The following is a 12922-nucleotide window of genomic DNA, read 5'->3' on the forward strand; positions in this document are numbered from 1 at the left end:
TGAGCCGCCGCTGACGCGGCGGGATCGAGGACCGGGAGCCGAGCCGCCCTGGCCGACCGCCGGCAGCGCCCTCTCTGCCGATACCGTTTTCCTGTTGCACCGACGAGACATTCCATGACCGACACGCCCGCACCGACGTCCGACGCGACGCCGACCCGCGACTATTCCGCGACGCTCAATCTCCCGGCCACCGACTTCCCGATGCGCGCCGGCCTGCCGGAGAAGGAGCCGAAGCTGATCGCCCGCTGGGACGAGATGAGGCTCTACGAGCGGCTGCGCGACACCGCCAGGGGGCGCGAGAAGTTCGTGCTGCACGATGGCCCGCCCTATGCCAACGGCCACCTGCATATCGGCCACGCGCTCAACAAGATCCTGAAAGACATCATCACCCGCTCGCGGCAGATGATGGGCTACGACAGCAACTACGTCCCCGGCTGGGACTGCCACGGCCTGCCGATCGAATGGAAGGTCGAGGAGGAGTATCGCGCCAAGGGCAAGAACAAGGACGAGGTGCCGATCAACGACTTCCGCGCCGAGTGCCGCCAGTATGCCGAAGGCTGGATCAAGGTGCAGGCCGAGGAGTTCCGCCGTCTCGGCGTCGAGGGCGATTTTGCCAATCCCTACACCACCATGGCGTTTTCCTCGGAGGCGGTGATCGCCACCGAACTCTTGAAGTTCGCCGTATCCGGCCAGCTCTATCGCGGCTCCAAGCCGGTGATGTGGTCGGTCGTCGAGCGGACGGCGCTGGCCGAGGCCGAGGTCGAGTATCAGGATTACCAGAGCGATACGATCTGGGTGAAGTTCCCGGTGACGTCGGGCGCGCCGGAGCTTGCCGGCGCTTCCGTCGTCATCTGGACGACGACGCCGTGGACCATCCCCGGCAACCGCGCCGTCAGCTATTCGCCGAAGATCGCCTACGGCCTCTATGAAGTGACCGAGGCGCCGGAGGGCAACTGGGCCAAGGTTGGCGAGCGCTACGTGCTGGCCGATGCGCTGGCGGACGCGGTGTTCAAGCAGGCCAAGGTGACCGGCCACATCAAGCTCGCCGCCGTCGCGGCCGACGCGCTGTCGTCGGTCACCTGCGCTCATCCGCTCAGCGGCCTCGGCGGCGGCTACACCTTCGACGTGCCGCTTCTCCCCGGCGACCACGTCACCGACGACGCCGGCACCGGTTTCGTCCACACCGCCCCGGGCCATGGCCGCGAGGACTTCGAGCTGTGGATGGAGCACGGCCGCGATCTCGCCGCGCGCGGCATCGACGCCACCATCCCGTTCACCGTCGACGACGGCGGCTATCTCACCGCCGACGCGCCGGGCTTTACGGGCCGGCGCGTGCTGACCGACAAGGGCGACAAGGGCGACGCCAACCAGGCGGTGATCGAGGCGCTGGCCGCCGCCGGCGCCATGGTGGCGCGCGGCCGCCTGAAGCACACCTATCCGCATAGCTGGCGTTCCAAGAAGCCGGTGATCTTCCGCAATACGCCGCAATGGTTCGTCTACATGGACAAGCCGATCGGCAACGGTCCGGTCGGCGACACGCTGCGCGCTCGCGCCCTGAAGGCGATCGACGACACCGCCTTCTATCCGCCGGCCGGCCAGACGCGCCTCCGCTCGATGATCGAGAACCGGCCCGACTGGGTGCTGTCGCGCCAGCGCGCCTGGGGCGTGCCGATCGCCGTGTTCCGCAACACTGAGACCGGCCAGTTGCTGCCCGGCCCGGATTTCGCCCACAACGACGCCTATGCCGGCCGCCTCCGCGAGGCCTTCCTCGCCGAGGGCGCCGACGCCTGGTTCGCCGACGGCGCCAAGGAACGGTTCCTGAGCGGCTTCGTCGACGACCTCGGCCCGTGGAGCCAAGTGCGCGACATCCTCGACGTCTGGTTCGATTCGGGATCGACGCACGAGTTCGTGCTGAAGGGCCGCCCCGACCTCAAGTGGCCGGCCGACGTCTATCTCGAAGGCTCGGACCAGCATCGTGGCTGGTTCCACTCCTCGCTGCTCGAAAGCTGCGGCGTCAACGGCGTCGCGCCCTACAAGGCGGTGGTGACGCACGGCTTCACCATGGCCGAGGACGGCCGCAAGATGTCGAAATCCCTCGGCAACCAGGTGCAGCCGCAGGACGTCATCAGGCAGTCGGGTGCCGACATCCTGCGCCTCTGGGTCGCCTCGACCGACTACTGGGAAGACCAGCGCATCGGCAAGAAGATCCTCGACGCCAATTCCGACGCCTACCGCAAGATCCGCAACACCGTCCGCTGGATGCTGGGCACGCTCGCCCATTACGACGGCGCCGCGGTTGCCTATGCTGACCTGCCGGAGCTGGAGCGGCTGATGCTGCACAAGCTGGCGGTGGTGGGCGCCGAGGTGGTGGAAGGCTACAAGGAATACGACTTCAAGGCCGTGTTCTCGTCGATCCTCAACTTCATGAACATCGAGCTTTCCGCCTTCTACTTCGACGTCCGCAAGGACGCGCTCTACTGCGACCCGAAGTCGAGCCTGAAGCGCCGCGCCGCGCTCCACGTGGTGGCCACGCTCTACGACCATCTCGTCAAGTGGCTGGCGCCGCTGACGCCGTTCACCGCCGAGGAGGCATGGCTCGAACGCCATCCGGGCGAGGCGTCGTCCATCCATCTCGAACTGTTCCCGGACGTGCCGGAGGAATGGCTGGACGCGGCTCTCGACGACAAGTGGGAGAAGGTGAAGAAGGTGCGGCGGGCGGTGACCGGCGCGCTGGAGATCGAGCGGCGCGAGAAGCGCATCGGCTCGTCGCTGGAAGCGGCGCCCGTGGTGCATGTCGAGGACGCCGACCTCCTGGCGGCGCTCGACGGGCTCGATTTCGCCGAGATCTGCATCACCTCGCAGATCACCGTCACCGAGGCGCCGGCGCCCGAGGGAGCCTTCCGCCTCGACGACGGTACGCCGGTCGCCGTGGAGCCCAGGCTCGCCGAGGGCCGGAAATGCGCCCGCTCGTGGAAGATCCTGCCGGAGGTCGGCTCCGACCCCGACTATCCGGACGTGACGCTGCGCGACGCCGAGGCGCTGCGCGAGCTGGCGGCCGGTTCATGACGGCGGAGGCGCTCCGCGACCGGACACGGCGGACGCGGCTTGCCGCGCTCGCCGTCATCGTCCTGACGTTCGCCGCCGACCAGGCGAGCAAGTACTGGGTGCTGAGCGACGGCACGCTGTCCGGCGGCGACCGGATTTCCGTGGCGCCGGTGCTCGACCTGGTGCTGACCTGGAACATGGGCATTTCCTATGGCCTGTTCCAGCAGCAGGAAGCGCTCGGCCGCTTCCTGCTGATCGGCTTCACGGCGCTGGCGACGGGGATGCTGGCGGTCTGGCTGTGGCGCTCCGGCGACCGGCTGCTGGCCGGTCTGGCGCTGGCGCTGATCATCGGCGGCGCGCTCGGCAACCTTGTCGACCGCATCCTGTTCGGCGGCGTCGTCGACTTCCTGCACCTGCATTACGGCTCGTTTTCCTGGTACGTTTTCAACCTCGCCGACTGCGCCATCGTTGCAGGGGTAGGCGCACTCCTGTATGACTCTCTCCGCCCCAGGCCACAGTGATGCCTCAAAAGTCGGCTAGTTGCCGACCGGAACGAGGGTCGGGCCGCGGCCGATGACCGCCGAGCACCCGGCACGAGAGCGAGAGTGACGATATCGATGACCCATCTGCTGACCGGCAAGCGTTTCGCTCTTCTCGCCGTCGCCGCCATCGGTCTTTCCGCCTGCTCGGCGCTCGGCACGTCCGTCGCCGACGACGATCCGGAGACGGAAGTTCCCAACGTGTCGATGGGCCGCGCTGTCATGGAGGGCCTCGGTGCCGTGCCGACGCGCAAGACGGCGATCAACTACACGCCGCGCGCGCCGCTGGTGGTGCCGCCCAACAAGATGGCCCTGGTCGCGCCGGAAGATCCCAACCGGCTGGAGGCGTCCGGCGCCTGGCCCGACGACAACGACGCCAAGACGCAGCGGCTTCTCAAGGAAGCCGCCGCCCGTGACGCGGCGCGCGGCCCCGACAATCACGAATTGTCGCCTTCCGAGCTGATGTCTACCCGGTTGCCGCAGAATACAACACGCCCGAATACCTCGCCCAACAGCATCGAGGAAGCGTCCAAGCCGATGATGCCGAGCGATCTCGGCACCATGCCGCGGGCCAAGGACAGCACGCTCTACGACGCCAGCGGCAAGCCGGTGCGCAAGGCGCTGGTCGAGCCGCCGGTCGCCTATCTGGAGCCGGCTCCCGGCGCGCCGGTGACCACCGACGACGGTACGCCGGGAACGTCGCCGAAAAAGGAGTGGTGGAAGTTCTGGTGATGGAGCGGCGCCCCCGGCGCCTTCCCGACAGATGAAAAAAGCCGCGGGTTGCCGCGGCTTTTTTGTTGGCTCATCTCCCTCGGCGCGGCCGCCCGCCTTATTGCTTTCGCGCAACGCCTGACGGAAACGGGCTGACGCTCCTCCTGGAACTGGCTTCGCCACCGGTCGGGCGCGCCGCGGTGCCGGTCGCCGCCGCCTGGGCCGGGCCGAGCACCTCCGGCCGCACCTGGCGCGGGCTGGAGAACAGGTTGCCCTGGCCGAAGGCAAGGCCGTAATCGAGCAGGTCGATTACCTGCGCCTCCTGCTCGACGTGGTCGACGATCAGCGTCAGACCCTGCCGTTGCAGGTGGCCGGCCATGTCCTCGACATGGATATCGCCGGTGACGAGCGGCATGCGGCCGAGCAGCCGGTCGGCCGCCACCTTGATGAACCGGAAGCCGAGATCGGACCAGCGGCGGAAATCGCCGCGCAGGTCGGTGACGTTGTCGATCGAGAAATGGAAGCCGAGGTCGGCCACCGCCCGCAGGCTCTCGATCTCCAGCGGACCCATCCCGGCCAGCGCGTCCTGCCGGAACTCGAACTGCACCAGGTCGGCGGCGGCGCGATTCTGGCCGAGGAAGGCCTGGAACTCGCGGAAGAAGGCCGAGGAAGCAAGGCTTTCGGCGGAAAGGTTGACAAACAGGCCGACCTCGCCGTTGCGCTGGGTGAGGCGCTTCAGGATCTGGAAGGCGCGGATCACCTGATAGGTGTCGAGCTTGGCGATCAGCCGGCTCTTCTCGGCGACGGGGATGAACTCGGCGGCGGGAATGAGACCGGAGGCGCCCTTGAGGCGGGTCAGCACCTCGTAGTGGCGGACGAGGCGCTGCGGCAGCGTCACCACCGGCTGCAGGTGCAGCTCGATCTGCTCCTCGCGGATCAGCCGCTCCACGTCGCGCTCGAAGGCCGGATCGCCGTCGGTGACGAAGAGACCACTCCTCAGGCCGGCGGCGACGGTATCGCCCTCGCCCGTCCGCTCGCGCCGGTCCTCGCCGGCCTCGTCGACGCGTGCCCGCCGCCTCGGCGTGCCGGTCTCCTCGGCGTCGCGCCGGCCGGCGTCGCGGATGCGCCGCTCCATGGCGCCGAAGCGGGCGTCGACGCCTTCGAGGCGATCTTCGACGGTCGATTCGAGTTCGGCCAGCGTTTCGGTCACCTGGCGCAGCAGTTCGCCCACCACCTCGACCTCGGCGGCAAGCTCGCCGGTCTGCTCGCGGATGCGGCCGGGCAGCGCCTGCTCCAGCCGGTTGAGGCGGGCGGAAATCTTCTCGATCTCGGCTTCACCATCACCGGCAACGGCGGCGATCTCGGCGAGACGCCCCTCGAGCCACGCCCGCTCGCGCCGCCGCTCCATCGGCTGCTGCAGCACGACCATGGCCAGCATCAGGCCGATGCCGATCATCAGCGCCGAGCCGGCCGGCAGGCCGAGCTGGTAATACAACACCACCGCGGCCGAGGCAGCGATCACGCCCATGGCGATCAGGATCATCGTCGATGACGACCGGTTCATTCGCCTGCCTACTCCAACACCGCTTGCCGAATCACCTAGGCATTGTTGCCACTTTCATGGACGGAAGCGAAGGCAGACATGGGTTTTCCAAGGTTTTTCAGGCCGATTGCCCCTTCGCCGACAGCCGCCCGCGTCCCGCAAGCGTGATCGGCGCCGCCTTGACCGCCGCCGGCCGCTGTCCCATGCTCGAGCCCGATGAAAACGTGGCGGTCGGACAGCCGACCGCGGCAGAAACGCGGAGACGAACCATGATCGAACTCAACGTCAAGGGCATGATGTGCGGCGGTTGCGCCGGTACCGTCGAAAAGGCGATCAAGCGCGTCGACGCCGATGCCGCCGTCACCGTCGATCTCGCCAGCGGCAAGGTGCGCGTCGAGACCCGCGCCGATGCCAGGACGCTCGGCGAGGCAATCGAGGCGGCCGGCTACGAAGTGGCGGCCTGAAGCGGTCGCCGCCTGCCCTGACGGAGCGTTGGTGACGCTCCGTTAAGGTTCATCAACCCTTTTTTTACCATGATCGGGGCAGAGTTCGCCGGTACAGAATGCAATCTGCAACTGTCTGGCAGGGATCGCTTTCCGATGTCGGTTGGCCCGCGCAGCATGTCGACGGTGCGTCTTTTGATCGTCGATGCCGACGTTTCGTCGCGGCGGGTCATGCGCAAGGCCCTTGAGGCGCGCATCGCCCGGCCGATGCTGATTCTCGAAACCGCCGAGCGCGATGCCGCTCGCGTGATGGCCGGCAAGCAGACCTTCGACGTCGTCGCCATCGACCTCGACACCATCGGCGGCCCGGCGGCTTTCCGCGCCTTCACCGAACAACTCGGCCCCACCACGCTCTACGCCCTGGGCGATCCCACCAACGTGCAGGCCGCCGTCGCCTGCGTCAGGGCCGGCGCCGCCGACTTCATCGAGAAGCCAGTGGATGGCAATGCCTTCGCCCGCCGCGTCGAGCGCCAGTTCGTCGAGAGCATCGCCGGCAGCGTCGACGAGGCCGACGGCCTGATCGGCGCCTCGGCGGCGATGCGGGCGCTCTCCGACCAGATCCTGCGCGTCGCGCCGTCGCTCGGGCCGGTGTTCATCTCCGGCGAGGCGGGCAGCGGCAAGTCGCTGGTGGCGCGCGCCGTTCACGCCCGTTCGCGCCGGCGCACCGGCCCCTTCGTCACCCTCGACTGCGCGACGACGCCGACCGAGAAACTGGTGGCCGACCTGTCCGAGCCCGATGGCGCGCTGACCGGCGCCGACGGCGGCACGCTGTTCCTCGACGAGGTCGGCCATCTCGCCGACGCCGCCCAGCTGGCGCTGATGCGCTTCCTCGACACTGGCGAGATCGCCGGCTTCGACGGCGGCCGCCGCCTGTCGGTGCGGGTGATCGCCTCGTCACGACGGCCGCTCGACGAACTGAGCGGCCCGTCCGGCCTTCGGCAGGACCTCTATTTCCGCCTCAACGTGCTGACGCTGGCCGTGCCGCCGCTCCGCGAGCGCAGCGAGGACATTCCGGCCCTCGTCGACGTCATGGTGCGGCAGATCAACCGCGACAGCGGCTCGCGCTATACCCGCTTCACCGCCGCCGCCGTGCAGTGCCTCGGCGGCCGCGGCTGGCCGGGCAACGTCGCCGAACTCCGGTCGGCGCTCGAGAAGCTGATGGCCCTCTACCCCGGCGACCTCGTCACCGCCGACATGGTGGTGCCGATCATCGCCATGCCGGCCGCTGCCGCGCCGGCGCCGCGCCGCAAGCTGCCGGCCGACGTCAAGCCGCTCTGGATGGAGGAGGCGCGGGTGATCGAGGAGGCGATCGCCGCCTTCGACGGCAACATCGCCAAGGCTGCCGCCGCCCTTGAGATCAGCCCCTCGACCATCTATCGCAAGCGCCGGGACATCGAGGAAGCGCTCGCCCTCCGCACCGCCTGACCTTTTGTTCGGCGTTGGAGCGCCCGATCTTGGAAAATGGTAGCGGATCAGTAAGATAGAAGAGAGATAGTGGACGGGTCGCGCTCACGGGGCGGCGCGGAAGCATCGACCTTCCGGCGGGATGCCGGCAGGCGGCTGAACATGCCCGGCGCGCTCAACCGGAGGGCGCCGGGGGAAGGATGAGGGGCTATGCAGGGGTTGCGTTTTCTTGCTGCTTTTTCCGCCTGCCTGATGGCGGCGTCGACGGCCATCGCCGGGCCGATTCTCGATGACGCCAAGGCCGCCGAGGCGCTGCTCGCCGAGGGCAAGGCCGTCGAGGCGCTGGCCTCGCTGGAGGCCGCCTTCAACGCCGCCTGGGACGCGGCACCGCTCGGCTTCTCCGAGGCGACCTTCGTCACCGGCAAGCCGGCCGGCTTCGGCATCTACGACACCCGCCCCAATGCGGTCTTCCAGCCCGACGAGCAGATGCTGGTCTACGCCGAGCCGTTCGGCTACGGCTTCGGCAAGGAAGGCGACCTGTTCAAGATCGACTTCTCCGCCGACTTCGAGCTTCGGACGACGCGCGGCCAGATCCTGCATGCCCAGGAGGGCTTTGCTTCCCTCGACATGGCCTCGCGCCGGCGGAACAAGGAATTCCAGGTTTACATCGTCTACAATTTCAAGGGCCTGAAGCCCGGCGACTACGTGCTGGTGACCAAGCTCAACGACCGCAACTCCGCCAAGAGGGGCGAGTTCGAGCTGCCGTTCACCATCGCCGCCACGCCGCCGGCCAACTGACCGTCTCAGATCGACCATGACCGAACAGCCCCTCATCCGGCCGGCCATCGATGCCGATGGCGCCGGCATCGCCCATCTGATCGCCGCCGTGTTCGGCGAATACGACGGCTGCCCCTTCGTCATCGCCGAGTTTCCGGAGCTGGCCGCGCCGGCCAGCCACTACGAGCGGCGCGGCGGCCGGCTGTTCGTCGCCGAGGATGGCGGCGCGATCGTCGGCTCGTTTGCCATATCCTCGCCCGACGACGACGGCGTATTCGAGATCAACAAGGTCTATCTCGACCGGCGGCGGCGCGGTTCGGGCCTGGCGTTGCGGCTCTACGAGACGGCGATCGCCGAGGCGCGGGCGCGCGGCTGCCGGACGCTGAAGCTGTGGACCGATACCCGCTTCCTGTCCGGCCACCGTTTCTACGAGAAGCTCGGCTTCGCCCGTCAGCCGGTCGTCCGCTACCTCGCCGACGCCACGGACGGCTGGGAGTTCGCCTACCGGCTGGATCTGCCGCAGCCGGCGTAGCCGCCGGCTGTTGCTGCCATTTTCGGTCGGCGGCGTTCCCTAGGCTGAGCTTGCCGCCGACCCAGCCGCGGCGTAGAAGCCGCGAGCGCACCCCGCGCCCCGGCCTTTCCGGAGTTCCCATGCAGCCGTCGATGCGCCTTCAAGCGGCCGGCGCCGCCTTCGTCGCCGTCTTCCTGTTCTCGGGCCTCGACGCACTGGTCAAGGCGACCACCTACGGCACGCCGGTGGTGATGGTGGTGTTCCTGCGCTATGCCGCCGGTTCGCTGTTCGCGGTGGCGGCCGGCGCCACGCAGGGGCAGCTCCGTCCAAGCTGGGCAACCGTCCGCCGCGCCCTTGGCCGGTCGGTGGCCGGCGTCACCTGCGCCGCCCTGTTCTTCGGCGCGCTGAAGGAGTTGCCGCTCGCCCAGACGGTGGCCCTCACCTTTACCTCGCCGTTCTTCATGGTGCTGATCTCCTCGGTGATGATCGGCGATCCGGTCACCCGCCGCTCGCTGGTCGCCACTGCCATCGGCTTTGCCGGCGTCGTGGTCATGCTGGCCGAGAAGCTGTCGTCCGGGGCCGGCAGCCCGCTCGGCTTCGCCATGGCGCTGGCCTCGGCCGTCGCCTACGCCTTGTCGATGATCATGTCGCGCCGCGACACCGCCCACGACAGCGTGTCGCAGATGATCCTGGTGCAGAACCTGATCAACACGGCAATCGCCGCGCCCTTCGCGCTGTTGTGGTTCCAGCCGGTGCCGGCCGGCACGCTCTCGATGTTCCTGGCCATCGGTGCGCTCGGCACGGCCGGCCATTACGCCATCACCTGGGCCTACAAGCACGCGCCGGCGACGCTGCTCGGCCCGTTCGAGTTCACGGCGCTGATCTGGGCCGTCACCTTCGGCATGGTCTTCTTCTCGGAGATCCCGAGCCTCTTCACCCTTCTCGGCTCGATGATCATCATCGGCGCCTGCCTCGCCGTGGTTCAGCCGGGGCGCGCACCCGAGAGGCGCACCGAGAAAGCCCATCCGTAGAACACCGGATCGGGCCTTGACAGCCGATGGGTATGCGCCTATTTCCGACCCGCTTGGCACTCACCTCTTTCGAGTGCTAACAGCATCCATTTTTCGCCGTGGCCCGCGAGGCAAGAGCGCGCGCGCCACGGGCAGCTCAGAAACGAGGAGCCGAACATGAAGTTCCGTCCCCTGCACGACCGCGTCGTCGTCCGCCGGCTTGAGTCCGAGGAGCGTACCGCCGGTGGCATCATCATCCCCGACACCGCCAAGGAAAAGCCCCAGCAGGGCGAGGTGGTGGCCGTTGGCCCCGGCGCCCGCAACGAGAAGGGTGAACTCGTCGCCCTCGACGTCAAGGCCGGCGACAAGGTGCTGTTCGGCAAGTGGTCGGGCACCGAGGTGAAGATCGACGGTCAGGACCTCCTGATCATGAAGGAATCCGACGTGATGGGCATCATCGGCTGATCCATCCGGACCAGTCCGTCCTCCGTCAACCTCTCTCATTTCAAGGAAGAATCCCATGGCTGCCAAGGAAGTCAAATTCGGTCCCGACGCTCGCGACAAGATGCTGCGCGGCGTGGACATCCTCGCCGATGCCGTCAAGGTCACGCTCGGCCCGAAGGGTCGCAACGTGGTGATCGAGAAGTCCTTCGGTGCTCCGCGCATCACCAAGGACGGCGTGTCGGTCGCCAAGGAAATCGAGCTTGCCGACAAGTTCGAGAACATGGGCGCCCAGATGGTCCGCGAAGTCGCTTCGAAGACCAACGACAAGGCGGGTGACGGCACCACCACCGCCACCGTGCTGGCCCAGGCCATCGTCCGCGAGGGCGCCAAGGCGGTTGCCGCCGGCATGAACCCGATGGATCTGAAGCGCGGCATCGACCTCGCCGTCGCCGAGGCCGTCAAGGACCTCAACGCCCGCTCCAAGAAGATCTCCACTTCGGCCGAGGTCGCCCAGGTCGGCACCATCTCCGCCAACGGCGAGACCGAGATCGGCCAGATGATCGCCGACGCCATGCAGAAGGTCGGCAACGAGGGCGTCATCACCGTCGAGGAAGCCAAGACCGCCGAGACCGAGCTCGAAGTGGTCGAGGGCATGCAGTTCGACCGCGGCTACCTCAGCCCGTATTTCGTGACCAACGCCGAGAAGATGGTCGCCGAACTCGACGATCCCTACATCCTCATCCACGAGAAGAAGCTCTCCAACCTGCAGGCCCTGCTGCCGGTGCTCGAGGCCGTCGTCCAGTCGTCGCGTCCGCTCTTGATCGTCGCCGAGGACGTCGAGGGCGAAGCCCTTGCCACGCTCGTCGTCAACAAGCTGCGTGGCGGCCTGAAGATCGCCGCCGTCAAGGCGCCGGGCTTCGGCGATCGCCGCAAGGCCATGCTTGAGGACATCGCCATCCTGACCGGCGGCCAGGTGATCTCCGAAGACCTCGGCATCAAGCTCGAGAACGTCACGCTGGCCATGCTCGGCCATGCCAAGCGCGTGTCGATCTCCAAGGAGAACACCACGATCGTCGACGGCGCCGGCGCCAAGGCCGACATCGAGGCCCGCGTTGCCCAGATCAAGGCGCAGATCGAGGAGACCACCTCGGACTACGACCGCGAGAAGCTGCAGGAGCGCCTTGCCAAGCTGGCCGGCGGCGTCGCCGTCATCCGCGTCGGCGGCTCGACCGAGGTCGAGGTCAAGGAGAAGAAGGACCGCGTCGACGACGCGCTCAACGCTACCCGCGCCGCCGTCGAGGCGGGCATCGTGCCGGGCGGCGGCGCCGCCCTGCTGCGCGCCAAGAAGGCCGTCGCCAAGCTGACGTCCGACAACCTCGACATCGAGCGCGGCATCAAGATCGTGCTCGCCGCCCTCGAGTCGCCGATCCGCCAGATCGCCGTCAACGCCGGCGTCGAGGGTTCGGTCGTGGTCAGCAAGGTGGCCGAGCTGGGCGAGACCTTCGGTTTCGACGCCCAGAACGAGAAGTACGTCGACATGATCCAGACCGGCATCATCGACCCGACCAAGGTCGTCCGCACCGCGCTGCAGGATGCCGCCTCGGTCGCCGGCCTGCTCATCACCACCGAAGCCATGGTGGCCGAGCTGCCGCGCAAGGAAGCCGCTCCCGCCATGCCGGGCGGCGGCATGGGCGGCATGGACTTCTAAGAAGTCCAGCTCGGCTGACAAAACGGGGCGTCGCGCGAGCGGCGCCCTTTTTGTTGACTTGTACCTCTCAGGAAATGGTATATTTTCTATATCAGTTCGGGATGGCATGATGTTCGAGTTCGATCCGGCGAAAAGTGCCTCCAACAAGGACAAGCACGGCATCGATTTCGAGGAAGCCCAGGCGCTCTGGCTTGATCCATTGCGCATCGAGGTGCCGGCCAAGCCAACCGACGAACCTCGGTTCATGGTCATCGGCCGGATCGGCGAGCGTCACTGGTCAGCCATATGCACCTTGCGCGGGGACCGCATTCGGATCATTTCCGTGCGCCGGTCGCGAGAACAGGAGGTCGAATTCTATGAAGGCTGCTGATCTCGACGAAAAGTTCGATGCCGGCGACGATGTTACGGAAAACTTCGACTGGCAGAAGGCCAAGCGGCCCGGCCTTGCCGCGCGCCGCGTCAACGTCGACTTCCCTTCCTGGGTGGTGGACGAACTCGACCGTCACGCCCGCCGTCTCGGAGTCACCCGGCAGGCGCTGATCAAGCTCTGGATCGCCGAACGGCTCGAATAATCCGCCTTACCAAAGCTTCATCCGCGCCGCCGCAATGTCGCCGCGATCGGGCCGTGCTGTCGCGACCTTGAAATCGGGCGACTGTCCAAGCGCGGCTGCGGTTTTCCGTTGTCTCCGCGTCGGGATTTCTGCATCAGTTCGCCGTACTGAACCGC

Annotated in this window: 13 protein-coding genes; 12 read left to right on the forward strand and 1 reads right to left on the reverse strand. The window is 67.5% G+C overall.

Annotated elements, in window-relative coordinates; genetic code table 11:
* Nucleotides 1–114: 114 nt before the first annotated feature.
* The 3 genes from ileS (at nt 115) to H512_RS0102325 (ending at nt 4316) form a co-directional block, all read left to right on the forward strand.
* Entirely contained in the window at nt 115–3066 is a 2952-nt protein-coding gene (ileS, locus tag H512_RS0102315) for an isoleucine--tRNA ligase (RefSeq protein WP_026782150.1), read from the forward strand.
* Entirely contained in the window at nt 3063–3566 is a 504-nt protein-coding gene (gene lspA, locus H512_RS0102320; protein ID WP_026782151.1) for a signal peptidase II, read from the forward strand. Before ileS ends, lspA begins: the two co-directional genes overlap by 4 nt.
* Nucleotides 3567–3650: 84 nt before the next feature.
* The gene (locus H512_RS0102325) at nt 3651–4316 is read left to right on the forward strand and encodes a hypothetical protein (RefSeq protein ID WP_156899314.1); all 666 of its coding nucleotides are present in this window, start codon (nt 3651–3653) and stop codon (nt 4314–4316) included.
* Between the two features lie 97 nt (nt 4317–4413).
* Here H512_RS0102325 and H512_RS25545 read toward each other — a convergent pair whose 3' ends face one another.
* Entirely contained in the window at nt 4414–5859 is a 1446-nt protein-coding gene (locus tag H512_RS25545) for an EAL domain-containing protein (protein WP_053239503.1), read from the reverse strand.
* Between the two features lie 248 nt (nt 5860–6107).
* On the opposite strand from H512_RS25545, the gene H512_RS0102335 reads away from it, so the two are divergent.
* From H512_RS0102335 to brnA, 9 genes are all read left to right on the forward strand, one after another.
* Nucleotides 6108–6302, forward strand: coding sequence for a heavy-metal-associated domain-containing protein (locus H512_RS0102335; RefSeq protein ID WP_026782153.1), 195 nt, complete (start codon nt 6108–6110; stop codon nt 6300–6302).
* A gap of 135 nt (nt 6303–6437) precedes the next feature.
* Complete coding sequence (locus H512_RS22275; protein ID WP_053239504.1) at nt 6438–7766, forward strand: sigma-54-dependent transcriptional regulator; 1329 nt, start codon at nt 6438–6440, stop codon at nt 7764–7766.
* 189 nt (nt 7767–7955) lie between these two features.
* Entirely contained in the window at nt 7956–8543 is a 588-nt protein-coding gene (locus H512_RS25550; protein ID WP_053239505.1) for a hypothetical protein, read from the forward strand.
* A 16-nt stretch (nt 8544–8559) separates the two neighbouring features.
* Nucleotides 8560–9054, forward strand: a complete 495-nt coding sequence (locus H512_RS0102350; RefSeq protein WP_026782154.1) for a GNAT family N-acetyltransferase — start codon at nt 8560–8562, stop codon at nt 9052–9054.
* 119 nt (nt 9055–9173) lie between these two features.
* Complete coding sequence (locus tag H512_RS22285; RefSeq protein ID WP_053239506.1) at nt 9174–10064, forward strand: DMT family transporter; 891 nt, start codon at nt 9174–9176, stop codon at nt 10062–10064.
* 156 nt (nt 10065–10220) lie between these two features.
* The gene (gene groES / locus H512_RS0102360) at nt 10221–10508 is read left to right on the forward strand and encodes a co-chaperone GroES (protein ID WP_026782155.1); all 288 of its coding nucleotides are present in this window, start codon (nt 10221–10223) and stop codon (nt 10506–10508) included.
* Between the two features lie 55 nt (nt 10509–10563).
* Nucleotides 10564–12195, forward strand: coding sequence for a chaperonin GroEL (gene groL, locus H512_RS0102365; protein ID WP_026782156.1), 1632 nt, complete (start codon nt 10564–10566; stop codon nt 12193–12195).
* A gap of 106 nt (nt 12196–12301) precedes the next feature.
* The gene (locus H512_RS0102370) at nt 12302–12565 is read left to right on the forward strand and encodes a BrnT family toxin (protein ID WP_026782157.1); all 264 of its coding nucleotides are present in this window, start codon (nt 12302–12304) and stop codon (nt 12563–12565) included.
* A complete protein-coding gene (gene brnA, locus H512_RS0102375; RefSeq protein WP_026782158.1) occupies nt 12552–12767 on the forward strand; it encodes a type II toxin-antitoxin system BrnA family antitoxin in 216 nt (71 codons plus the stop codon). The genes H512_RS0102370 and brnA overlap by 14 nt, the downstream gene beginning before the upstream one ends.
* Nucleotides 12768–12922 lie beyond the last annotated feature (155 nt).

The organism is Pleomorphomonas koreensis DSM 23070 (assembly GCF_000425185.1).
Lineage (GTDB): Bacteria > Pseudomonadota > Alphaproteobacteria > Rhizobiales > Pleomorphomonadaceae > Pleomorphomonas > Pleomorphomonas koreensis.

What these genes read in the sequence shown, in the direction of transcription:
- ileS (WP_026782150.1), top strand. Translation starts at nt 115, where the DNA reads ATGACCGACACGCCCGCACCGACGTCCGACGCGACGCCGACCCGCGAC.
- lspA (WP_026782151.1), top strand. Translation starts at nt 3,063, where the DNA reads ATGACGGCGGAGGCGCTCCGCGACCGGACACGGCGGACGCGGCTTGCC.
- H512_RS25545 (WP_053239503.1), bottom strand. Translation starts at nt 5,859, where the DNA reads ATGAACCGGTCGTCATCGACGATGATCCTGATCGCCATGGGCGTGATC.
- H512_RS0102335 (WP_026782153.1), top strand. Translation starts at nt 6,108, where the DNA reads ATGATCGAACTCAACGTCAAGGGCATGATGTGCGGCGGTTGCGCCGGT.
- H512_RS22275 (WP_053239504.1), top strand. Translation starts at nt 6,438, where the DNA reads ATGTCGGTTGGCCCGCGCAGCATGTCGACGGTGCGTCTTTTGATCGTC.
- H512_RS25550 (WP_053239505.1), top strand. Translation starts at nt 7,956, where the DNA reads ATGCAGGGGTTGCGTTTTCTTGCTGCTTTTTCCGCCTGCCTGATGGCG.
- H512_RS0102350 (WP_026782154.1), top strand. Translation starts at nt 8,560, where the DNA reads ATGACCGAACAGCCCCTCATCCGGCCGGCCATCGATGCCGATGGCGCC.
- H512_RS22285 (WP_053239506.1), top strand. Translation starts at nt 9,174, where the DNA reads ATGCAGCCGTCGATGCGCCTTCAAGCGGCCGGCGCCGCCTTCGTCGCC.
- groES (WP_026782155.1), top strand. Translation starts at nt 10,221, where the DNA reads ATGAAGTTCCGTCCCCTGCACGACCGCGTCGTCGTCCGCCGGCTTGAG.
- groL (WP_026782156.1), top strand. Translation starts at nt 10,564, where the DNA reads ATGGCTGCCAAGGAAGTCAAATTCGGTCCCGACGCTCGCGACAAGATG.
- H512_RS0102370 (WP_026782157.1), top strand. Translation starts at nt 12,302, where the DNA reads ATGATGTTCGAGTTCGATCCGGCGAAAAGTGCCTCCAACAAGGACAAG.
- brnA (WP_026782158.1), top strand. Translation starts at nt 12,552, where the DNA reads ATGAAGGCTGCTGATCTCGACGAAAAGTTCGATGCCGGCGACGATGTT.